Source organism: Pseudoalteromonas rubra, from assembly GCF_000238295.3.
Taxonomy (GTDB): domain Bacteria; phylum Pseudomonadota; class Gammaproteobacteria; order Enterobacterales; family Alteromonadaceae; genus Pseudoalteromonas; species Pseudoalteromonas rubra.
This window is the reverse complement of sequence record NZ_AHCD03000035.1, coordinates 452275-476197: the sequence shown is the minus strand read 5'-3', so window position 1 is coordinate 476197 and position 23923 is coordinate 452275. Positions and strand designations below refer to the sequence as shown.

At 41.3% G+C, this 23923-nt stretch carries 19 protein-coding genes and 3 pseudogenes; 13 read left to right on the top strand and 9 right to left on the bottom strand.

Going from position 1 to position 23923, the window contains the following annotated elements:
- Positions 1-2811, top strand: coding sequence for a bifunctional aconitate hydratase 2/2-methylisocitrate dehydratase (locus PRUB_RS13115; RefSeq protein ID WP_010386457.1), 2811 nt, complete (start codon positions 1-3; stop codon positions 2809-2811).
- Positions 2812-3159: 348 nt separating this feature from the next.
- Positions 3160-5004, top strand: coding sequence for an ATP-binding protein (locus PRUB_RS13110; protein WP_010386458.1), 1845 nt, complete (start codon positions 3160-3162; stop codon positions 5002-5004).
- 759 nt (positions 5005-5763) lie between these two features.
- Here PRUB_RS13110 and PRUB_RS13105 read toward each other — a convergent pair.
- Entirely contained in the window at positions 5764-6480 is a 717-nt protein-coding gene (locus tag PRUB_RS13105; RefSeq protein WP_155946386.1) for a hypothetical protein, read from the bottom strand.
- A gap of 333 nt (positions 6481-6813) precedes the next feature.
- Complete coding sequence (locus tag PRUB_RS13100; RefSeq protein WP_155946386.1) at positions 6814-7530, bottom strand: hypothetical protein; 717 nt, start codon at positions 7528-7530, stop codon at positions 6814-6816.
- Positions 7531-8770: 1240 nt separating this feature from the next.
- On the opposite strand from PRUB_RS13100, the gene PRUB_RS13095 reads away from it, so the two are divergent.
- Positions 8771-9103: a hypothetical protein gene (locus PRUB_RS13095; protein WP_010387430.1), complete on the top strand. Its 333-nt coding sequence runs from the start codon at positions 8771-8773 to the stop codon at positions 9101-9103.
- A 127-nt stretch (positions 9104-9230) separates the two neighbouring features.
- Here the strand turns inward: PRUB_RS13095 and PRUB_RS13090 are convergent, their stop codons facing one another.
- A complete protein-coding gene (locus PRUB_RS13090; RefSeq protein ID WP_010387429.1) occupies positions 9231-10145 on the bottom strand; it encodes an IS5 family transposase in 915 nt (304 codons plus the stop codon).
- A 152-nt stretch (positions 10146-10297) separates the two neighbouring features.
- A pseudogene (locus tag PRUB_RS13085) lies at positions 10298-10486 on the bottom strand (IS110 family transposase); the annotation flags it as partial.
- Between the two features lie 471 nt (positions 10487-10957).
- Between PRUB_RS13085 and PRUB_RS13080 the strand changes: the two are divergent.
- Positions 10958-11281: a hypothetical protein gene (locus PRUB_RS13080; protein ID WP_010387494.1), complete on the top strand. Its 324-nt coding sequence runs from the start codon at positions 10958-10960 to the stop codon at positions 11279-11281.
- 547 nt (positions 11282-11828) lie between these two features.
- On the opposite strand, the pseudogene PRUB_RS13075 reads toward PRUB_RS13080, so the two are convergent.
- Positions 11829-12017: pseudogene (locus tag PRUB_RS13075) on the bottom strand (IS110 family transposase); the annotation flags it as partial.
- 387 nt (positions 12018-12404) lie between these two features.
- Between PRUB_RS13075 and PRUB_RS13070 the strand changes: the two are divergent.
- Positions 12405-12932, top strand: a complete 528-nt coding sequence (locus PRUB_RS13070; protein WP_040644971.1) for a hypothetical protein — start codon at positions 12405-12407, stop codon at positions 12930-12932.
- A 210-nt stretch (positions 12933-13142) separates the two neighbouring features.
- Here PRUB_RS13070 and PRUB_RS26690 read toward each other — a convergent pair whose 3' ends face one another.
- Positions 13143-13490: a transposase gene (locus tag PRUB_RS26690; protein WP_339327534.1), complete on the bottom strand. Its 348-nt coding sequence runs from the start codon at positions 13488-13490 to the stop codon at positions 13143-13145.
- 289 nt (positions 13491-13779) lie between these two features.
- Here PRUB_RS26690 and PRUB_RS13060 point away from each other — a divergent pair, with 289 nt between their 5' ends.
- Positions 13780-14103 (top strand): hypothetical protein, encoded by a 324-nt coding sequence (locus PRUB_RS13060; RefSeq protein ID WP_010387494.1) that lies wholly within the window; start codon positions 13780-13782, stop codon positions 14101-14103.
- A 547-nt stretch (positions 14104-14650) separates the two neighbouring features.
- Here the strand turns inward: PRUB_RS13060 and PRUB_RS13055 are convergent.
- A pseudogene (locus PRUB_RS13055) lies at positions 14651-14839 on the bottom strand (IS110 family transposase); the annotation flags it as partial.
- A gap of 387 nt (positions 14840-15226) precedes the next feature.
- Here PRUB_RS13055 and PRUB_RS13050 point away from each other — a divergent pair.
- Positions 15227-15754 carry a hypothetical protein gene (locus PRUB_RS13050; protein ID WP_040644971.1) on the top strand — a complete coding sequence of 176 codons (528 nt, stop codon included), beginning with the start codon at positions 15227-15229 and terminating at the stop codon, positions 15752-15754.
- Positions 15755-15964: 210 nt separating this feature from the next.
- Here PRUB_RS13050 and PRUB_RS26685 read toward each other — a convergent pair whose 3' ends face one another.
- Complete coding sequence (locus tag PRUB_RS26685) at positions 15965-16312, bottom strand: IS5/IS1182 family transposase (protein WP_010387234.1); 348 nt, start codon at positions 16310-16312, stop codon at positions 15965-15967.
- Between the two features lie 921 nt (positions 16313-17233).
- On the opposite strand from PRUB_RS26685, the gene PRUB_RS13040 reads away from it, so the two are divergent.
- A complete protein-coding gene (locus PRUB_RS13040) occupies positions 17234-17596 on the top strand; it encodes a hypothetical protein (protein WP_010387231.1) in 363 nt (120 codons plus the stop codon).
- Positions 17597-17781: 185 nt separating this feature from the next.
- Here PRUB_RS13040 and PRUB_RS13035 read toward each other — a convergent pair whose 3' ends face one another.
- A complete protein-coding gene (locus PRUB_RS13035; protein WP_010387230.1) occupies positions 17782-18753 on the bottom strand; it encodes a transposase in 972 nt (323 codons plus the stop codon).
- A gap of 778 nt (positions 18754-19531) precedes the next feature.
- On the opposite strand from PRUB_RS13035, the gene PRUB_RS13030 reads away from it, so the two are divergent.
- From PRUB_RS13030 to PRUB_RS13010, 5 genes are all read left to right on the top strand, one after another.
- Positions 19532-20161 carry an ankyrin repeat domain-containing protein gene (locus PRUB_RS13030; protein WP_010387228.1) on the top strand — a complete coding sequence of 210 codons (630 nt, stop codon included), beginning with the start codon at positions 19532-19534 and terminating at the stop codon, positions 20159-20161.
- A 336-nt stretch (positions 20162-20497) separates the two neighbouring features.
- Complete coding sequence (locus tag PRUB_RS13025) at positions 20498-21625, top strand: serine hydrolase domain-containing protein (RefSeq protein WP_010387227.1); 1128 nt, start codon at positions 20498-20500, stop codon at positions 21623-21625.
- A gap of 333 nt (positions 21626-21958) precedes the next feature.
- Entirely contained in the window at positions 21959-22429 is a 471-nt protein-coding gene (locus tag PRUB_RS13020; protein WP_010387226.1) for a DUF3291 domain-containing protein, read from the top strand.
- A gap of 134 nt (positions 22430-22563) precedes the next feature.
- Positions 22564-23460, top strand: a complete 897-nt coding sequence (locus tag PRUB_RS13015; protein WP_010387223.1) for an ADP-ribosylglycohydrolase family protein — start codon at positions 22564-22566, stop codon at positions 23458-23460.
- Positions 23461-23504: 44 nt separating this feature from the next.
- Positions 23505-23786, top strand: a complete 282-nt coding sequence (locus tag PRUB_RS13010) for a hypothetical protein (RefSeq protein ID WP_010387221.1) — start codon at positions 23505-23507, stop codon at positions 23784-23786.
- Positions 23787-23923 lie beyond the last annotated feature (137 nt).

Sequence of the window (23923 nt, the reverse complement as noted above, 5' to 3'; positions counted from 1 at the left end):
ATGAGTTTGTATAATGAGTACATGGAAGAAATCCAAACCCGTAAAACGGAACTTGGATTGAGTCCAAAACCAATCGATAGCGCTGATCTGCTATCTGAAATTATTGCCCAAATCAAAGACACAGGGCATGAGCACCGTGAAGATTCTCTGAACTTCTTCATCTACAACACGCTTCCGGGCACAACCAGCGCTGCTGGTGTGAAAGCACAATTCCTAAAAGAAATTATCCTGGGCGAAGAGACTGTAGCTGAAATTTCTGCGGACTTTGCATTTGAACTGCTTTCTCACATGAAAGGCGGTCCTTCAATTGCGGTACTACTTGACCTTGCACTGGGCAACGAAGAAGCGGTTGCTAAGCAAGCTGCTGACGTACTTAAAACGCAGGTTTTCCTTTATGACGCAGACACGTCACGTATAGAAGCAGCGTTTAAAGCGGGCAATGCAATTGCAAAAGACATCTTAGAAAGCTACGCGAAAGCTGAATTCTTTACTAAGCTGCCTGATATTGCAGAGAAAATTGAAGTTGTTACTTATATTGCCGGTGAAGGTGATATCTCAACTGACTTACTTTCTCCAGGTAACCAGGCACACTCACGTGCTGACCGTGAACTACACGGTAAATGTATGATCACCCCTGAAGCACAGCAAGAAATTGTTGAGCTGCAGAAGAAGCACCCAAATGCAAAAGTTATGCTGATTGCTGAAAAAGGCACTATGGGTGTAGGTTCATCTCGTATGTCTGGTGTGAACAACGTTGCACTTTGGGCGGGGACACAAGCAAGCCCGTACGTACCATTCATCAACATTGCACCAGTTGTTGCGGGTACTAACGGTATTGCACCAATCTTCCTGACAACCGTTGATGTAACCGGTGGTATCGGTCTTGACCTTAAAAACTGGGTGAAGAAAACCGACGAAAACGGCAACGTAGTGACTGACGCGAACGGCGATCCGGTACTGGAAGAAGCATATTCTGTAGCGACTGGTACGGTACTTACTATCGATACTAAGGCACAGAAGCTGTACAACGGCGACAAAGAGCTGGTTGATGTATCTTCTTCATTCACTCCACAAAAAGTAGAGTTCATGAAGGCCGGTGGTTCTTACGCTGTGGTATTCGGTAAGAAGCTACAAACGTTTGCAGCAGAAACGCTGGGTATTGAAGCGCCTGTTGTTTACGCGGCTTCAAAAGAAATCTCACACGAAGGTCAGGGTCTGACTGCGGTTGAGAAAATCTTCAACCGTAACGCGGTAGGTGTTGCTTCTGAAACACCACTTCACGCTGGTTCTAACGTTCGTGTTAAAGTGAACATCGTTGGTTCTCAGGACACCACAGGTCCAATGACGTCTCAGGAGCTGGAAGCCATGGCTGCTTCTACGATTTCTCCTTTGGTAGACGGCGCATATCAGTCAGGCTGTCACACAGCGTCTGTTTGGGATAAAAAAGCGCAAGCGAACATTCCTAAGTTAATGGCGTTCATGAACAAGTTTGGTCTGATCACAGCGCGTGACCCGAAAGGGGTTTACCACTCAATGACAGACGTAATCCACAAAGTACTGAACGACATTACTGTGGATGACCGTGCTATTATCATCGGTGGTGACTCGCACACGCGTATGTCTAAAGGTGTGGCATTCGGTGCTGACTCAGGTACTGTTGCGCTGGCACTGGCGACTGGTGAATCAGCAATGCCAATTCCAGAGTCTGTAAAAGTAACCTTCAAAGGTGCCATGGCTAAGCACATGGACTTCCGTGATGTGGTACACGCGACTCAGGCACAAATGCTGAAGCAATTCGGCGGTGAGAACGTGTTCCAGGGCCGTATCATCGAAGTACACATTGGTACTCTGATGGCGGACCAGGCGTTCACTTTCACTGACTGGACTGCAGAGATGAAAGCGAAAGCGTCAATCTGTATCTCTAACGATGAAACGTTGATCAAGTCAATCGAGCTGGCGAAGAGCCGCATCCAGATCATGATCAACAAGGGCATGGAGAACGAAGCGAAGACGTTACAAGGCCTTATCGACTTGGCCGATGAGCGTATCGCGGGCATCAATTCTGGTGAGCAACCTGCACTTGCACCTGATGACAATGCTAAGTACTACGCAGAAGTCGTTGTTAACCTGGACGAAATCGTTGAACCAATGATTGCTGACCCGGATGTAAACAACGAAGACGTTTCTAAGCGTTACACGCACGATGTGATCCGTCCTGTTTCTTTCTACGATGGCAAGCCAGTTGACCTGGGCTTTGTTGGTTCTTGTATGGTTCACAAAGGTGACATGCAGATCATTGCACAGATGCTACGTAACCTTGAGAAGCAAAATGGTTCAATCGAGTTCAAAGCACCGCTGGTTGTTGCGCCACCAACATATAACATCGTTGATGAGCTAAAAGCAGAAGGCGACTGGGAAGTACTGGCTAAGTACGCAGGCTTTGAGTTTGACGATGAAAATCCGAAGACAGCGGCACGTACTAAGTACGAAAACATCCTGTATCTTGAGCGCCCTGGATGTAACCTGTGTATGGGTAACCAGGAAAAAGCAGAACCAGGTGACACTGTAATCGCAACTTCTACGCGTCTGTTCCAGGGCCGTGTTGTAGCGGATTCTAACGAGAAGAAAGGCGAATCACTACTTGGCTCTACGCCACTGGTAGTACTTTCAACGATTCTGGGTCGTTTCCCGACTATGGACGAGTACCAGGCTGCTGTTGAAGGCATCGACCTGACTGCGTTCACCCCACTTGAAGAAGAACTGACAACTAAGTTCGGTTCAGAGCAAGCGGTACCTGTTAAAGTACTTTAATCTTCATAGATTAAAAGACTGAAAAAAGCGCGTTTATACGCGCTTTTTTGTTGGGTGGGGGTTGGAGGAGCCGTTTTTAAGTATTGTTCGCTTGTACAGGTATAAGTGAATGTGGTTGTTTATAAGGCTAAGTTTCTTATTTTGTTCATACTTTTAAGTTTCGCTATGAGCAAGGCTCGGTTTTAACATAGCTGTTTTGGCTTGAGTAACTAGTACAATAGTGGTAGGTTGTTGTTCATATTATGAATAAATTAATTTTCTGTAAGTGGTTCTTTTTTGGAACTGGGTTTAACCGGCATTCACTCTAATAAGCTGTTGTGTGCCCCTCGAAAATTAGAGATCTATTAAATGGAATTAACATTTAAACAAAACCATATTTCTATTACAAAGTTCAACTCTATCGAACTCTCAGACTTCACTGTTCTAACAGGTGTCAATGGCTCAGGAAAAAGCCATTTGTTGAGTGCCATCGAAAAAAGAAAATGCACTCTTAGGAACCTTGAATATGCAAGCATAGTCCACTTCAACTACGAAAACTTTAAGTTGGAGAATGAATCAGCATTTAATGCGGAGCAGATAAAAAAGGAAACCACTGCGGCGTGGATTTTTTATCAGCAGCAGGTCAAGCCACATACACCAAATTGGAAGAAACAAATAGACGAGAATTTATATCCAAAGCTTAAGGAAGAGTGTAAAGATGAAAGTAAAGGTCTATGGGAGTTGGGAAAAAGTACTCTAAAAGGTTATCGAGAGTCTATCAAAGGTCTTTTTAACAACAACAAAATGAAAGGAAACGCTCAGGCTCAAGGAATTCTATCGGTAGTAAAAAAGCTCCCTTATAGTGCAGATGAAATTAAAGAAGACGACTTTAGTTCTTTATATAAACCTTACATGTTCAAAAATGACTTTTTACCTATGCAACTTGGTAAGGTTATTTGGGATTACTATGTGAAATATCAACAGAATAGATTTTACCATTATGAAAATAGCGAAAATGGTAAAAACTACTCTGTTTTGAGCGAAAGCGAATTTGTTGAAGCGCACGGCAGAAAACCATGGGATGTTATCAATGAAATAATGGATGAATTTGACAATCTTGAATATAGGGTAAGTTCACCTGAAGGATCAGATTACTTTTCTCACTACCAACTTAAACTTGAACATACAAGAAACCCAGAATTGAAATTGGACTTCGCTAACCTTTCATCTGGTGAAAGAGTTCTAATGGCGTTGGTTGCATCAATATATAAATCTACATCCGACAACCACTTTCCTGACATTCTCCTGCTTGACGAGGTAGACGCATCGCTTCACCCGTCAATGATGAAGAATATGCTTGGCGTAATTCAAAACATATTCCTGAAAAAGAATATTAAAGTAATATTGGTATCACATTCTCCATCAACTATTGCTCTATCTCCGGAAGAGTCAATATTCATAATGAATAAATCTGGAGAGAATCGAATAGAAAAGCGTTCCAAAAAAGAAGCATTATCGATACTTACAGAAGGTTTTGCCACGCTTAACGATATCGAGCCAGGACTGAGTATAAATTACAATCTATCCAAGACCAATTTACCGATACTTTTCACTGAAGGTATAACAGACAAAATTATTATCGAAACAGCTTGGAGCAGATTATACCCTTCAGATGAGATGCCATTTTTTATTCAAGACTGTTTTGACGCTTCATTTTTAGCAAATTTATTCAGCCGCGGTAATGATGGCCAGGATGGAATATTTACCAACTACAATGATAGACCCTTGATTGCTCTTTTCGACTTCGATAATGAGGGATTTAACTCATGGAATAGATTGAGCCAACTGTCTAGTGAAGTTGAGCAAGACCCTCGAAAAGGGCTGCGTAGATGCAATGAACAATTGAATGCTCATGCAATACTATTACCTGTTCCCTCTCAAGAAAAGTTAGAAAATCAAGTTATAAAAAGTGGCAATGAAACATTTAAAGATAAATCGAATTTATCTATAGAATTGCTATTTTATGGTAATCCTTCTTTATCCCAACACTTTTCAGTAGAACCAATACTAGGTGGCGGCGAACTGGTGGTGTTTAAAGGGAAAAAGAGAGATTTTTCAGCAAAGGTTGGGTCGCTTGATGTTAATTCATTTACTGCATTTTTGCCCCTGTTTGAACAAATTCAAGAGATAGTGAAAGCACATAAAGCAAATTAAGCGAATTAAATGAGACACCCATTCAAAACCAATGATCAGTGAGAACTAAATGGCAAGTGAAGAGAACTAAAGAAGACATATATGGACGCTCCATTGATGTCAAGCAGAGTGGGCCTGCGGGGTAGCGAGTTTTCGTTATCCCGTTCGTTATGTTACCCGTGTTGCCACGCCTGATGCTTGGTCCAGTCCGCTATAAATGTGTTGCTCTGACATATATCCGGGCTTGACTGGTTATCCAGCGCCCCTAATGAGTTCCGAGCCTGCGCACCCTAAAATTAATACACCCACTCGGTCTGTAAAAAGAATTAAAAGAGACACCCATTCAAAACCAGCGCTCAGTGAGCGACTTTTCCTAGTATTTTTAGTGACATCCCCACAATCTGGAGCACTCCTGAGTTAAACCAGCAAAGGTATGACAGACAAGTCTTGTATTGTGTGTCTTGTAAGCATTTATTGATCAAGCTAGCTGCATAGCAAGAGCTTACGAAAATGGTATTTCTCAACCGTTTGAAGTTGAGAAAGTTGCCTACAACGGCAATAATTCAAAGACTCATGCCTAATTAAAAGAGACACCCATTCAAAACCAGCGCTCAGTGAGGGGGAAAAAACATGGATATCCATTGTTATCTGTTCCTTTTCTGGCTTGTCATGTGTTAGAAGTTTTTGAATGGGTGTCTGCGAGTATCAATTCTGTCTAACTTTATAAAATATTGGGCAGATAGAACCGATGAATAACAGAGTTAATCGGTTCAAGCATACTTATTCTGAATATCTTAGCGCATTACTACTAACAATGTTGCCATAAACGGGATGGTATCCATCGCAAACAATATCAAATGTGGGACTTTCATTTAGCCCATACCTAAACTTCAAAGACCAGGTACGAGTTGTATCATCAGTTGAAATAACTCGCGGATTTTCGGTTATAAACTTCCCGCTACCAATAGGTTTGTAATCACATGAAATGGCATTTCTGGATTTAAAAATAATAGTATATTCATGAGCATGATATGGACCATAGTGGTTTCCACTAATTGGCACAACTTTTTTCGACATGCTACTGACTTCTTCAACCTTTAGTTCAGGCAAGCCGGGAACGGTTCCAAGTGAAATTGAACGAGACACTGTGCCATTATTATTGGCACACTTTAATTTTACCAGATCGTACTCATTTGCCAGAGAAAATACCGCAAACGAATTTGTAGAAACTGACATGGACGAATTTGGATACTCGAAGTTGCAGCTATTTGTTCCACTAACACTCCAGCTGGCACTAATCGAATTACCAGGTGTTCTGGGTGGTGTAGTAGTAAAGGCATAAACTGGATGGCTTCGCTGATTCATAGAAACATTAAATGAATTAATACTAGGTTTAGGGCCAGTCAAGCCACCTCCACCAATGCCTACTTTAGCGTTCGCAGTTGAGACCATTAATATAGTTGATGCAATTGCCATTACTAAGACTGATTTTTTCATTTTCGAAATCTCTTTTTTATATGCGTTATTGGTTAAAGCCAGTCTAAAAATTATCATGTGGATTTCATCTTTCCATCCCCCTAACTGGGGGTTGAATAACACAGGAATAACACAGACATCCAATCAATGCCTAATTAAAAGAGACACCCATTCAAAACCAGCGCTCAGTGAGGGGGAAAAAACATGGATATCCATTGTTATCTGTTCCTTTTCTGGCTTGTCATGTGTTAGAAGTTTTTGAATGGGTGTCTGCGAGTATCAATTCTGTCTAACTTTATAAAATATTGGGCAGATAGAACCGATGAATAACAGAGTTAATCGGTTCAAGCATACTTATTCTGAATATCTTAGCGCATTACTACTAACAATGTTGCCATAAACGGGATGGTATCCATCGCAAACAATATCAAATGTGGGACTTTCATTTAGCCCATACCTAAACTTCAAAGACCAGGTACGAGTTGTATCATCAGTTGAAATAACTCGCGGATTTTCGGTTATAAACTTCCCGCTACCAATAGGTTTGTAATCACATGAAATGGCATTTCTGGATTTAAAAATAATAGTATATTCATGAGCATGATATGGACCATAGTGGTTTCCACTAATTGGCACAACTTTTTTCGACATGCTACTGACTTCTTCAACCTTTAGTTCAGGCAAGCCGGGAACGGTTCCAAGTGAAATTGAACGAGACACTGTGCCATTATTATTGGCACACTTTAATTTTACCAGATCGTACTCATTTGCCAGAGAAAATACCGCAAACGAATTTGTAGAAACTGACATGGACGAATTTGGATACTCGAAGTTGCAGCTATTTGTTCCACTAACACTCCAGCTGGCACTAATCGAATTACCAGGTGTTCTGGGTGGTGTAGTAGTAAAGGCATAAACTGGATGGCTTCGCTGATTCATAGAAACATTAAATGAATTAATACTAGGTTTAGGGCCAGTCAAGCCACCTCCACCAATGCCTACTTTAGCGTTCGCAGTTGAGACCATTAATATAGTTGATGCAATTGCCATTACTAAGACTGATTTTTTCATTTTCGAAATCTCTTTTTTATATGCGTTATTGGTTAAAGCCAGTCTAAAAATTATCATGTGGATTTCATCTTTCCATCCCCCTAACTGGGGGTTGAATAACACAGGAATAACACAGACATCCAATCAAAAACTGTCCTGGATTAGGGTTCTGATGTGGGAATTAAAAGAGACATTAATGGAGCGTCCAAAAAGAGAGAATTTTAAAGAGACACCCATTCAAAACCAGCGCACTGTGAGGGGGAACGTATTAAAAAAGACATGTATGGACGCTCCAGCTATGTCAAGCCGAGTAGGCCTGCGGGGTAGCGAGTTTTCGTTATCCCGTTCGTTATGTTACCCGTGTTGCCACGCCTGATGCTTGGTCCAGTCCGCTATAAATGTGTTGCTCTGACATATATCCGGGCTTGACTGGTTGTCCAGCGCCCCTAATGAGTTCCGAGCCTGCACACCCTAAAATTAATACACCCACTCGGTCTGTAACGACCGTGCCTTTGTCGGGTTTTGCGCAGGCAGGGTTGGACCTTTTTTCATCGTACTTTCGCAAACAGATAAGCGGTTGTCAGTGGCTCGCTACACCCACACGGGTTCAATGACCCTTGTCTATGCCGAGCTCACCTGACAACCTAACCCTAGATGCATTGTGTCGCCCCCGATTGTGTATATTGAGGCTGATAAGGCTCATTTTTCTGTAGTAATATCCACATCAACCTGGCCAGCCGGTGGGCAGTGGCCACAATGGCTTGAAATTAAAAGAGACACCCATTCAAAACCAGCGCTCAGTGAGCGATTTTTCCTAGTATTTTTAGTGGCATCCCCACAATCTGGTGCACTCCCAAGTTAAACCTGCAAAGGTATGACAGACAATTTTTGTATTGTGTGTCTTGTAAGCATTTGTTGATCAAGCTAGCTGCATAGCAAGAGCTTACGAAAATGGTATTTCTCAACCGTTTGAAGTTGAGTAAGTTGCCAACAACGGCGATAATTAAAAGGCTCATATTCAGAAGTTAGCTGGTGCATATGAGGGGAAGTTGGTTAGGGTTATAGGAAAATTCAAAGCCTTTAACCCTTCAAAACGACTAAATAGTGCTAAAAGTAAATTTAGTTCAATAAATTATGTCCAAACTTTTGCACCAAATGAAGGGTCAAGCTTTGGTAATCAAGTAAGGCTCTTGTAACAAGTGCCTAAACCAAAGGGTGCCAAACAGCAAGCAAGCGCTATGTGTTTCTCGAGGAAGTCAGAATGATGAAAATCTATTTATTGTCTTTGTGTTTTTTACTTACCGCTTGTGCAACCAATAAAAATGAAAAAGTTGAAGTTACAGGGCAGCGGATTAGCAAAGAAGAAGCAAAAAAACTCAACCTTAAGCCTGTAGGAACAATCCAAGATCTAATTAATTCTCACCTTGCAGGTTTACCTAGACCAGGGGATTTTGAAAATTGCCAAGAACTTCTTCAACAATTAAAAAGAAAAGGGATGACCATTCAATCAGTTAAAGAGAAACAAGTTGTAGCAGTAACTAAAGCGAACAAGTTAATAACATATAATTTTAAAGATGGCAGCTGCCTAGACTAAAAATAGAATTAAAAGGAATAACACGGAAAAAAGGAATAACACGGACACCCAATCAAAAACTGTTCTACATTTGAGAAAATACCGGCCTTGTTGATCAAATCCAGGTAACTTAGACAACACTTTGATTTCAGCTGTTTCCCTGATATTCAGGCATACCTAGCCCAGTCATTTTATTGAGCACTTTCACTTTGATCATCGCTTCAGTGTGCTGCTGATTGAATCCACGACTAACCAGCTTGTCACCCATTAGCTGTTTATAACGGTACATTGCTGTTTCCGCCAGTGAGCGTTGATGGTAGTTCACACACTTTTTCCACTCACTGCTACCTATATGCTTTGTTAAAATGACCGCGCTGTTTCGAGCATGTCCATCCTCCCACAACTGCGCGTTGCACCTTGGTGGGATCACTGCATCGGCCTTTTTGGCTGCGACTTCGGCATAACAGCCTCTAGTATCATAAGCACCATCCGCTTTTACCGAACTGATTTTCCTGCGCAATGGTCTGAGCAAGTCGCCCAGAACCTCTGGATCGCTTACGGAGATTGTAGACAACTCAGCACCCACGATTTGGTGCGTATTTGCATCAATGGCTAGATGTAACTTTCGCCAGGTTCGGCGTTTATTCTCACCATGTTTTCTTGCATGCCACTCACCATTTCCGTACACCTTCAGGCCAGTGCTATCAACCACGATATCAATGCCCGCGGATGCACTGGAGCTTGGTCTGTAACGAACTGCCAGCTCTGCACTTCGCTTGCACAAACAACTATAAGTTGGCGTTTCCAAATCAAGTTTCATCATTGATATCAGAGAAGAAACAAAACCCTGCGCAGCTCGAAGAGACAAGCAAAATACAGCCCGCAAAGTCAGGCAGGTCTCAATCGCCAGCTCAGAGAAATGATTGGCTCGCCCTTTACCGCCGTGATGTTGTGTGTTGGTCCACTGCGCAATTGCATCCTGGGAAAACCAAAGTTGGATGTTGCCTCTGGCGATAAGGGCTTTGTTATAATCGCGCCAGCTGGTGATACGCTTTTCTTTCAAAGTTCAGTCTCGGTGTTTGCTTTTGAGATCTGATCACACAAGGTTAGATTAGTTCAATGATTTAGGAAACAACGCCGAAAATACCCAGACACCCAGTGGCAGGCAAGCTTTGGAATGGGTGTCTGTCAACTAGTGTTTGCTTTTATACACATTCTTCCCCAGTAGTGCGCGCAACCACAGGCCTCCATAACGATTTTACAAGGCGGTATATTCTGAATGGTTTCTTTTAACTTCTGACGGTTCACCCGGCGTGAAAAGCAGGGCTTGCCGTGCTTATCCACGGCGAGTAATTGGAAAACGTTTTTAGCCAGGTCAATGGATAATGTGCTAACTTGATTCATGATGGATGCTCCTGTTAACTGTAAATATCACTCTCAGTTTGGCGCATTGACGCCGATTTAGGAGCGTCCATCTCATCACCCATTCAAAACCAGCGCTCAGTGAGGGAAAAAACACGGATATCCATTGCTATCTGTTCCTTTTCTGGCTCATCATGTGCTAGATGAATAAAACAGACACCCATTCAAAACCAGCGCTCAGTGAGCGATTTTTCTAGTATTTTGGGTAACATCCCCACAATATGGGGCATTCCAAAGTTAAATCTGCCAAGGTATGACAAACAAGTTTTGTAATTGGTGTCTCATAAACGTTCTATATCGTGTAGGATGTACCACGCATGGTTTTGCTATCTGGTTGGTTTTTATGAAATAAATTAGATAAAACAAAGCCGCACATGCCCTTTTTTATTGATTTTAAATATGGGTGTCTCTGGATTCTTAAGAATTAGGCGTTGTAAAAATAGGAGTAATAAAATGAAAGTGTTGAGTTTTATATTTGTTTTATTTTTATGCTTTAATGCTGATGCATCAGGCACAGTTAAAACTAAAATAAAGAGTTTGTGGGTAAATGACCTTGGAGCAGATGTCGTTTACCTCGAACCGGAAACCCCATTTCAATCTGTCTGCAATAGCAATGGTTCTAAGTACTTTATAATTCATTTAGATAGAAAGAATATGGCGGAAGTCTATTCTATGGCATTAGCTGCATATATGTCTGATATGGAAGTAAATGTTGGTGGCAAGAATGAATGCAGCGGTACAAATGAAGTTTTAAGGTACATATATCTAAAGAGATGATTATTAAAGAATAAATTAAAGGGGGCACTCATTCAAAACGTGTGCTCAGTGAGCGATTTTATTCAGTGTAGGAATGGGTGTCAGCCTTTCTTTTCTGTGTTTCTGTGCCTTTCTGCCTGTGATTAGACAAGTGGCAAATACAGTGCTGAAAATAGAGATTCGGATAGCAACTATCGTAGATTGATACTGCAAAATTAAATCAAGACAAAGGAGCACTCAGCATGATCACACTTCTTATCACGATAGCTGCTATGTGTATCTTCAGGGTAGTTTTATCGGTAGTGAGGAGCAGGGCGATATATTTAATTGTCTGTTATGTCGGGGCCGTCACACCTCTAACCTTGTTGGTAACAAAAGTTCTGCCAAATGGAGCGGGAGTCGTGTTGGTATCTGGGTTTTGTCTTTTTTATTTTGCACTTTTGTCTAGTAGCACTACAACGGACACCCAATCAAAAACTGTTCTACATTTGAGAAAATACCCAGACACCCAGTGGCAGGCAAGCTTTGGAATGGGTGTCTGTCAACTAGTGTTTGCTTTTATACACATTCTTCCCCAGTAGTGCGCGCAACCACAGGCCTCCATAACGATTTTACAAGGCGGTATATTCTGAATGGTTTCTTTTAACTTCTGACGGTTCACCCGGCGTGAAAAGCAGGGCTTGCCGTGCTTATCCACGGCGAGTAATTGGAAAACGTTTTTAGCCAGGTCAATGGATAATGTGCTAACTTGATTCATGATGGATGCTCCTGTTAACTGTAAATATCACTCTCAGTTTGGCGCATTGACGCCGATTTAGGAGCGTCCATCTCATCACCCATTCAAAACCAGCGCTCAGTGAGGGAAAAAACACGGATATCCATTGCTATCTGTTCCTTTTCTGGCTCATCATGTGCTAGAAGTTTTCGAGTGGGTGTCTGCGAGTTTCAATTTATGGTGGCACACGGCGGCTTCTGTATTACTTTGTGCACAGCTTAGCAGTGCGTTGTATGACTGAAACTAATTCAATTGTTATTATATGAAATGTTTCTCTACCAAAGTTAAATTGAGGGTTTAGTGTTTAGTTTTTTTAAGCGTCCAATTAGTGTCAAAGTAAATTGCTCTTGTGAGCCGAAAGAGTCACTTTTGCTAAAAGCATCCCAGGTATCTCAAGTGGTTATACTTTTTGTTGGTGTGGCTACAGTGTGCGTCGCTTCTCGGCAAATAACTGCATCTCAACAACTGGGGCAAACGCAATTAGCGAAAGAAATGTATGGGCAATATTTAGAATTAGCCTTTGAGTTCCCTTATTTTGCAGAGCCTCAGTCTGGTTTGGCTTGTCCAGGCAATGGAGCTGATAAAGGTCAAACAGCCGCAAATAGTATCTCAGTTATTGATAGCAAGGGTAAAGACGATTTATGTTGGGCTCAATATACTTGGTTTGTCTCCAGGCTACTTTACGCATCAGAGAATATCTTTTCGCTAGATTTGCCGGAGGAACACAAAACGAGTTGGGTCACAACAATTAATTTACAGATTTCTTATCATTTAGAATATATTTCGAGCGAAAGCTTCGCAGAGACAATACCTAACTATTCTTGTTCACTCCAATCGATTTTACGTGTATCTAATGAATTTATTCCGAATTTTTTGCCAAAAGAATGCCGTAGCTAAACAAATAAGCAGACACCCAACATTGAGTGTTTCTTTAATAGTCGTTAGGCTCTTTTTTGGGTGAGTGAGAGTGATATTTCGAACAAATAATCGAAATATCACTGTAGGCAGCTTTAAATATGAACAGCTTCTGAAAAAACTGTCTCAATTTCTTACTGTGTGGCATGGCCTTGTTGATCAAATCCAGATAGCTTAGGCAATACTGTGATTCTAGCTGTTAACCTGATATTCAGGCATACCTAGCCCAGCCATTCTATTGAGCACTTTCACTTTAATCATCGCTTCAGTGTGCTGCTGATTGAATCCACGACTGACCAGCTTGTCACCCATAAGCTGTTTATATCGGTACATTGCTGTTTCCGCCAGTGAACGTTGATGGTAGTTCACACACTTTTTCCACTCACTGCAGCCTATATGCTTTGTTAAAATGACTGCGCTGTTACGGACATGCCCATCCTCCCACAACTGCGCGTTACACCTGGGTGGGATCACTGCGTCGGCCTTTTTGGCTGCCACTTCAGCATAACAATTAAAGAAACAATTAAAGCAGACACCCATTCAAAACCAGCGCTCAGTGAGCGATTTTTCTAGTATTTTGGGTAACATCCCCACAATATGGGGCATTCCAAAGTTAAATCTGCCAAGGTATGACAAACAAGTTTTGTAATTGGTGTCTCATAAACGTTCTATATCGTGTAGGATGTACCACGCATGGTTTTGCTATCTGGTTGGTTTTTATGAAATAAATTAGATAAAACAAAGCCGCACATGCCCTTTTTTATTGATTTTAAATATGGGTGTCTCTGGATTCTTAAGAATTAGGCGTTGTAAAAATAGGAGTAATAAAATGAAAGTGTTGAGTTTTATATTTGTTTTATTTTTATGCTTTAATGCTGATGCATCAGGCACAGTTAAAACTAAAATAAAGAGTTTGTGGGTAAATGACCTTGGAGCAGATGTCGTTTACCTCGAACCGGAAACCCCATTTCAATCTGTCTGCAATAGCAATGGTTCTAAGTACTTTATAATTCATTTAGATAGAAAGAATATGGCGGAAGTCTATTCTATGGCATTAGCTGCATATATGTCTGATATGGAAGTAAATGTTGGTGGCAAGAATGAATGCAGCGGTACAAATGAAGTTTTAAGGTACATATATCTAAAGAGATGATTATTAAAGAATAAATTAAAGGGGGCACTCATTCAAAACGTGTGCTCAGTGAGCGATTTTATTCAGTGTAGGAATGGGTGTCAGCCTTTCTTTTCTGTGTTTCTGTGCCTTTCTGCCTGTGATTAGACAAGTGGCAAATACAGTGCTGAAAATAGAGATTCGGATAGCAACTATCGTAGATTGATACTGCAAAATTAAATCAAGACAAAGGAGCACTCAGCATGATCACACTTCTTATCACGATAGCTGCTATGTGTATCTTCAGGGTAGTTTTATCGGTAGTGAGGAGCAGGGCGATATATTTAATTGTCTGTTATGTCGGGGCCGTCACACCTCTAACCTTGTTGGTAACAAAAGTTCTGCCAAATGGAGCGGGAGTCGTGTTGGTATCTGGGTTTTGTCTTTTTTATTTTGCACTTTTGTCTAGTAGCACTACAACGGACACCCAATCAAAAACTGTTCTACATTTGAGAAAATACCCAGACACCCAGTGGCAGGCAAGCTTTGGAATGGGTGTCTGTCAACTAGTGTTTGCTTTTATACACATTCTTCCCCAGTAGTGCGCGCAACCACAGGCCTCCATAACGATTTTACAAGGCGGTATATTCTGAATGGTTTCTTTTAACTTCTGACGGTTCACCCGGCGTGAAAAGCAGGGCTTGCCGTGCTTATCCACGGCGAGTAATTGGAAAACGTTTTTAGCCAGGTCAATGGATAATGTGCTAACTTGATTCATGATGGATGCTCCTGTTAACTGTAAATATCACTCTCAGTTTGGCGCATTGACGCCGATTTAGGAGCGTCCATCTCATCACCCATTCAAAACCAGCGCTCAGTGAGGGAAAAAACACGGATATCCATTGCTATCTGTTCCTTTTCTGGCTCATCATGTGCTAGAAGTTTTCGAGTGGGTGTCTGCGAGTTTCAATTTATGGTGGCACACGGCGGCTTCTGTATTACTTTGTGCACAGCTTAGCAGTGCGTTGTATGACTGAAACTAATTCAATTGTTATTATATGAAATGTTTCTCTACCAAAGTTAAATTGAGGGTTTAGTGTTTAGTTTTTTTAAGCGTCCAATTAGTGTCAAAGTAAATTGCTCTTGTGAGCCGAAAGAGTCACTTTTGCTAAAAGCATCCCAGGTATCTCAAGTGGTTATACTTTTTGTTGGTGTGGCTACAGTGTGCGTCGCTTCTCGGCAAATAACTGCATCTCAACAACTGGGGCAAACGCAATTAGCGAAAGAAATGTATGGGCAATATTTAGAATTAGCCTTTGAGTTCCCTTATTTTGCAGAGCCTCAGTCTGGTTTGGCTTGTCCAGGCAATGGAGCTGATAAAGGTCAAACAGCCGCAAATAGTATCTCAGTTATTGATAGCAAGGGTAAAGACGATTTATGTTGGGCTCAATATACTTGGTTTGTCTCCAGGCTACTTTACGCATCAGAGAATATCTTTTCGCTAGATTTGCCGGAGGAACACAAAACGAGTTGGGTCACAACAATTAATTTACAGATTTCTTATCATTTAGAATATATTTCGAGCGAAAGCTTCGCAGAGACAATACCTAACTATTCTTGTTCACTCCAATCGATTTTACGTGTATCTAATGAATTTATTCCGAATTTTTTGCCAAAAGAATGCCGTAGCTAAACAAATAAGCAGACACCCAACATTGAGTGTTTCTTTAATAGTCGTTAGGCTCTTTTTTGGGTGAGTGAGAGTGATATTTCGAACAAATAATCGAAATATCACTGTAGGCAGCTTTAAATATGAACAGCTTCTGAAAAAACTGTCTCAATTTCTTACTGTGTGGCATGGCCTTGTTGATCAAATCCAGATAGCTTAGGCAATACTGTGATTCTAGCTGTTAACCTGATATTCAGGCATACCTAGCCCAGCCATTCTATTGAGCACTTTCACTTTAATCATCGCTTCAGTGTGCTGCTGATTGAATCCACGACTGACCAGCTTGTCACCCATAAGCTGTTTATATCGGTACATTGCTGTTTCCGCCAGTGAACGTTGATGGTAGTTCACACACTTTTTCCACTCACTGCAGCCTATATGCTTTGTTAAAATGACTGCGCTGTTACGGACATGCCCATCCTCCCACAACTGCGCGTTACACCTGGGTGGGATCACTGCGTCGGCCTTTTTGGCTGCCACTTCAGCATAACAATTAAAGAAACAATTAAAGAAGACACCCATTCAAAACCAGCGCTCAGTGAGCGATTTTTCTAGTATTTTGGGTAACATCCCCACAATATGGGGCATTCCAAAGTTAAATCTGCCAAGGTATGACAAACAAGTTTTGTAATTGGTGTCTCATAAACGTTCTATATCGTGTAGGATGTACCACGCATGGTTTTGCTATCTGGTTGGTTTTTATGAAATAAATTAGATAAAACAAAGCCGCACATGCCCTTTTTTATTGATTTTAAATATGGGTGTCTCTGGATTCTTAGTTTCTACTAAGCGCATAATTTCAGTAACTTACACATAACAAGCCAAGTCAACGGGACAATTTTAAGCTGGCTCCCGTCGCTTCGCTCCTTATTTTAGCCAGCTTAAAAATTGCCCCTGCTTGGGGCGTTATGTGTACATGGTGAACGATGGCAATCCCTAAAAAAGGCTCTAGGAAAATTGTGGTTGATTCTGTTGAGTATCGGTGGACGATTCGCAGTAAGCCAACTTATAGCCAAGGTGTATTCGGCGATGATATGACTGCAGCGGTAGAGTTATCGGAATCACCAATGTCAGTACTTTCAATTACATTCCCTTGGATGCGATAGCTGGATAGGAAACCCAGAGATCCCTGTTACTCCCAGAGATATTGAGTCCTGCATCAAAGAGCCTATAAGCAAGGGGTGGAAACCTGATCTAAAAGGTGGTGCGTTTAAATATGTACACGAAGCAAAAACATAACAAACGGTTGAAGGTTCGACGCCCAGCACTCCGCTGCCTTTGTGTTGTTCGCTTCGCTCTCAAATGGAGTTAAAGCAGGAGTTAAAGCAGACACCCATTCAAAACCAGTGCTCAGTGAGCGATTTTATTCAGTGTAGGAATGGATGTCTGCCTTTCTGCGCTTGCAACAGCAAACTTATATTCGAAACTTGGACCTGTAAAGCCGTGAAAAAAAAGTTATATATCACAGCCTATGATGAATCCGAGTGGCCTATGGATACAATGTATTATGCCACTCAAAACCCAGATGCTAGCGACGTGCTAGTTGTAGAAGCTGAAGAGTTGAGCTGGTTTTTGAATACAACTCTTATTAAAAGTCTGGACAAGCAGAATGAAAGCGAAATTCATTTAGGGGAAGATGACTGGATTCCCGCAGTAGAAACGAGAAAGGTTTGCATTAAAATCATTGAAAATTGGCTGTGTATGTCAGAAGGTGCTAAGCACCCACTTGTAATTGATAAGCTTTTGGAACTATTCAAACAGTCGATAAATGATGAGCAAATTGCTGTGTGCTTTATTTATCAATAAGTGTGAGTGCTTATTGTGTTTTGAGGTGTTGTTTAAAAAGAAATTAAAGCAGGCACCCATTCAAAACCAGTGCTCAGTGAGCGATTTTATTCAGTGTAGGAATGGATGTCTGCCTTTTTACTGTGTGGCATAGCGCAGTACTGCAAGAGTGACAGTCACCATTTGAGCTTCGGATCATGGCAAGCCTAACTTAATAAGGATTCACAATTAGCGAGGTTGGCGCGCCGTCTTTTTTGTAGGTGGGCATAATAATTAGTCATAGCATGACGCCTGCCGACAGCACCGTGGAATACTTTGGTAAATCTTGTGGTGAGTTTTAGCCAGTTTTCGGGCTCGATTTGCAGTCGAGCGAGAATAGGCTGAGCATCGGAGATGTGGCCTCGTTTGTCTGCTCGAATACATCGACCTGTCAGTTCAACCAGTTCAATGTAGTATTTAAGTTCAAAGGGAAGCCCTTTGGGCATATTCTGTCTTGGGTTGCCAGCAAAGCGTAGAAGGCTCTTTGGTTGCTTTCCACTAAGAGCATGTTCAATACGTTTTTTGATACTGGTGAACTCAGAAGTTTCAGGTGTGTTGACTATTTTGGCCCGGATTGGATTCAGGTCAACATAGGCCATACAGGCGGCCAGTGCCGCTTCATCGAGTAACGCCTGGGATTTAAACCTGCCTTCCCAGAAACGACCCGTACAGCCATCTTCTTTGTTTGCCCTGCGGGCAATGTTTTCGTTTAGTACGCGCATAAACCAGCTGATACTTGATAGCCTTTCACGATATTTGTCGATAATATCGTCGAGCATCATACGCTCGGACGGATTAAGTTTGTTATTTTCAACGAACTTGTGCGTCAGCCAGTTTCCCTTGAATAGTTTATGCCAACGAATAACAATGGCTTTGTCGGTCAATCGATTGGCTTTTTTATCATCTACATACAAAACAATATGTGTATGGTTACTCATAACTGCGTAAGCGCAGATATCAATGCAAAAAATGCTTGCTAGCAGGAGTAGCTTTTCTTCAGCCCATTCACGGCGGTGCTCATAAGACCGGCCTGTTAATGGGTCTTTACCACATAGAAATGCTCTCCTGACACAGCGAGAGATACAATGGTAGTATCTTGTGTCAACTAAGCTGACCTGACTTTTCCGTGCCGTTGGCATTTTATGTCCTTATCCTTGGTGCAGATTAAAAGCATAGATAGTGGAAGTCAGGCAGGCAAGTTTTGGGATGGGTGTCTGCTAGCTGTTGGCTAGCTGTTGGGGTGGGTGTCTGCTAGCTGGTGCTATACTTCGTCCCGGATATAAGAGTAATTTTAAAGAGACACCCATTCAAAACCAGCGCACTGTGAGGGGGGAAAAACACGGATATCCATTGATATCTGTTCCTTTTCGGGCTTGTCATGTGTTAAAAGTTTTTGAATGCGAGTTTTCGAATGGGTGTCTGCGAGCATCGCGGTAAAAATTGGCTATTCAAGCTCCAGACGTCATATGGTGATGAGTGCTTCATCATGAATGAGTCAACTTATAAAGAGCTAAACCTTAAGTCTCCAGTTGATAAGCCTATGCTTGACGGTACTGATGTGGGAAGCTCGTTTATTGTAAGTACAACCGATGTATCAGGAATAAAGGTTGTCATTAGTGCTAAGTAGTTAGCTGAATTGTGATGATGGGGTGCTAGCGGCCCATCATCACAATTTCACACCAACTCTAACATCAGTAATTTAGTGACACTAGAATCTAGGGTGACACCCATTCAAAACCAGTGCTCAGTGAGCGAGGCAAGTTTTGGGGGGGTCTGCTAGCCCTTAGCCAGCTCTAAAGCACTTGGAATACAATTGCAGTTACAACCGACATGTAACATAGAAAATGGAAACATGAACCATTACGTTAGAACACATGGAATTGATGGGATAATTGAGTCATTAGGTAGGTTATAAGCATGAAAAATAATTTCATGAAGTTTAAATTTGTATTGTTTATTTTATCTCTATTCTTGATAGCATCTTGTGACGAGATTTTAGCATCCAATTTAAATGAGTCTGACAGGCCTTCTAGGGAGGTCAGTGCTATAAACACCAATTTGATCAATGCTATTCTAAATAATGATAGGAAACTTTTTGAGTCAGCATTAAATGATGGTGCAAACCCTAATACTAAACTGGAAACAGGAGGGAGTGTGTTGAGTCTCTCTTCTGTGAATTTGGACTTTTACTATTTTAAAAGCCTATTGGAAAAAGGAGCTGACCCAAATACATTTAATAGCCGTTCTAAAAAGAATGTAATCTTTGAAGTGTTGGGGCCGTATAGAAGGGAACATTTAAAGATTCTACTGAAATACAAGCCCACTCTTGAAGTAACTGATGGTACGGATAGCACACCGTTAATTTATGCTGCTATTTTGAGTAATTACGAGTCGATGCAATTACTTTTGCGCCAGGGAGCTGATAAAACAAGTAAGAACCGATTCGGTTACAGCGCTCTTGACATTTTAAATGACAATGCTTCGCGAGAGTGTAAAGAGTCTCCATGTAGTAAGCTACGGGAAACAATGCTTATGCTAAGGAAATAAATAAGCATACTTGAATCAATGTCGTAACAACCAGCTTCGGCTGGTTTGCTATGAAGTCAAAGTGAGTGGCTATTAAATCTGAAGTGAATTAGTGTGATTATCTGGGAATAACAAGTGCGTGGACACCCAATCAAAAACTGTCCTAAATTTGGAGCGTATTAAAAGAAACACCCATTCAAAACCAGCGCTCAGTGAGGGGGTGGGTGTCTGCTAGCTGGTGAGGGGATGGGTGTCTGCTAGCTGGTGCTAGCTGTCTTGGGTTAATTTAACATTTAAACCTTTTACGGAATCTTATCGTCTAAAGAATGATATTCAAAATATATCAAAAGGAAAAAAATGAACCGAATCATAACCCAAACTAAATCAATGATATTGGTTGTTTCATTAATGGTAGTGTTGACCTCTTGTAAAAGCCATGATGCAACTAATTTTGAATCAAACACTAAACATGAACTCATAGAACTTATTGATGGAAATGTTGGGCAGGTCGTCTCAATTTCGATTGTAGACTCAGAAAATACTCACCAATATCATTTAGGGACGTTTAGTAATGGCGATATGCCTAACAACCAAACAATATACGAAATTGGTTCTTTAACCAAAACTTATACAGGATTAGTTGTTGCTAAGGCCATTCTTGAAGTGAAAGTTGAGCTTGATAAAGACATCCGTCATTACCTTAAAGGTAAAAAATACAAAAACTTAGAGCTGTCTAACCAATATATAACTTTACGACACCTTTTGACCCATACTAGTGGTCTTCCAGGATCTTTTGCTGTTAGTCGTGAAGATATTGAGCAAGGCAGATATTTTGAAAAAATATCAAAATACTCCAGAGATGATTACTTTGATGATCTTAAAAAAGTGCAGCTTAATTCTACACCTGGTGAGGACTATCTGTATTCAAACGTCGGTACTAATTTAGCCGGATATATTCTGGAATCAGTCTACCAAAAACCTTTTGAGTTGCTGGTTTCTGAAATGATCACGAGCAAGTCTGGAGAGCAGGGAACGAAATTTAGACGTACAGAATCCGAGGTAAGTGAAGTGACAGTCGGTACAGATGGAAATGGCAATCAAATGCCTTTGGCTAGTGCTTATTGGTTTGCTAGTGGAGGATTAACTTCAAACGTTGAATCTGTCACACGTTATATGCAACACCAATTATCCTCTGAGCCTGAGGTAGCTATTTCTCATCAACTTTTGGAAGAGAGTTGGACGGGCCATGGCTCGGCATTTTATTGGCACACAACTAAAGATGATTCCAATGAACTGATGCTTTATCAAAGTGGTGGTTCAATGGGCACATCTAGTTGGCTGGCCATTTATCCAAATAAAAATGTTGGTATTTTCATCGTAACAAACTTAGCAGAGGAAAATACTCAACCAAAGTTAGAAGCTATTTCAGAAAAGGTTTTTGACTATTTGATGGCATATAACAAAGCCTCAAAGTCGGATGCTTAACAGTAGACCAGTTCCGCTTCGCTGCATACTTGGAGGAGGGCACGAATTTAGGAATGGATGCCTGTCGGTTGACAGCTCAGTTGACCAGCAAGACTGGCACCGGATTAGCGCCACTCATAAGGCGCACATGAATTTGGCGACAGTTTTTTCTGAGTCTATCGTGTAGGCTAGAGATCTCACGTATGGTGTTATTATCCGTCTAGTTTTTTGGCGATATGAACTAAGTCAAACAAGGCGGAGCGTGTTCATCATATTGGTTTTAATTTTAAATATCTGGGGATTCCTCAGACAATGGCGTTATACGCTTTCGGAATATCAAAAGGAAAAATGTGTATGAAATTGGCACAATTGAACATAGCGTTAGCAAAATACCCTCTAGACAGTCTGGAAATGAAAGATTTCGTCGATAATTTAGATCTAGTCAATGGAATAGCGGAAGGTAGTGAGGGGTTTGTTTGGCGCCTAAAAGATGAATCAGGTGATGCGACATCTATAAAGGCCTTTGATGACCCTAATATGATTGTCAATATGTCGGTTTGGGAATCCGTAGATGCATTGAAAAATTTTATGTTCCGCACCCACCATCGCGATTTTATGCGCAGGAAAAGCGAATGGTTTCATCGTTTGCCAGAAGATACGTATGTTCTTTGGTGGATCGAAGATAATCAAACCCCTGATCTCAATGAAGCTATAGAGCGATTGGAGCATCTCAGAAAAATGGGTGATACAGCTTATGCATTTACCTTCAAGGCTAACTTCACTGAGATCGAAGCAAAAAGTTTACGTAAGGGCCTTGTTGATTAAATCCACCACAAAAAGCACAGACATCCATCTGTGTCTGTTTCTTGTATGTTTCGTTATGTTTTGACTTTCTGTACGGCAGGCAATTTTTGGAATGGGTGTTTGCTAGTCCTGTTAAGTGAAACAATGGAGTTGATTTGGAAGATAAAATAATTGGTTCTTTGGTTGGGCTTGCTTGTGGTGACGCAGTAGGCACTACGTTGGAATTTGCGTCAAGAGGCTCTTTTGAGCCAATTGAGGATATGGTCGGTGGCGGTCCTTTCAATTTGAAGAAAGGGCAGTGGACCGACGACACCTCGATGGCGTTATGTTTAGCTCATAGCCTGCTCCATAAGAAAGCGTTTGACCCAACTGATCAAATGAATCGTTACTGTGATTGGTATAATGATGGTTACTTGAGTAGTAACGGAAAGTGTTTTGATATCGGAATAACGGTATCTGACGCGCTGAGAAAGTACCAGATAACCAGAAATCCTTTTAGCGGTTCCATCGACACGTTTTCATCTGGTAATGGGTCTATTATGAGATTGGCGCCTATCCCTATATATTATTTCGGGGATATCGATGCTTGTATAAAGTATGCGGGAGAAAGCTCTCGAACTACCCACGGTTCTCCTCTGTGCGTTGAATCTTGCGAGCTTTTTGGTTATTTAATTCACAAAGCGTTCAACGCCAATAGTAAAAACGAAATATTCGAAGCTATCCCTGGTAATTTTTGCGCTGAGTTGCAGCCGATATCTGAATTCAGTTTTGATACTTTGGATTACATGGAGCTTACTGGCAGCGGTTACGTGATTGAAAGCTTAATCTCAGCACTTTGGTGCTTTTACCATGGCGAAAACTTCAAGGATTCAATATTACTCGCAGCGAATATCGGAAACGATGCTGATACAACAGCGGCAATATGTGGACAAATTGCCGGAGCTTATTATGGATATAGTGGAATACCTAAAGAATGGCGAGAATCAATAGCTATGGCCAGCGAAATTAAGCAGCTCGCTTTGGACTTGTATCGAGCGGGAGTGGCCAGCTAACAAGCGGGTCGTGCCAGCACGGCACAATCAGGTGCTATATGTCTATGGACACATCTATCATCTATGAAAAATTAGAGTTTTATCGAGAACCGTATTTAGCTCAATCAATCGGTTTGTGTGTTGATAAAGCTGTTTCAATTAACAATAAGCAGTTCACACTCAATATTTGGCTTGATCATGATTCAAGTTTCGAATTGGTAGTATTTATGCTGACTGAGTCAAAACTTCTATTTAAAAGTTGCTACTGTTTAGGTTTGCGAAAATTACATAAAAAACAAATTGAATACCTTACAAATGAACAATTATGGGAGGTAGGTATCCCGTAGTGAGCAAATAACAAACTACTTAAAAGGGTGCAAACCAGTTGGCTTGTGTTTGTTCATCGCCCATGCTAGCCAAGCATTCACATGTCTATTAGACAGGCTTTTAGGTTTAACACTCTCAGGAGAATGGGTACTTTCAC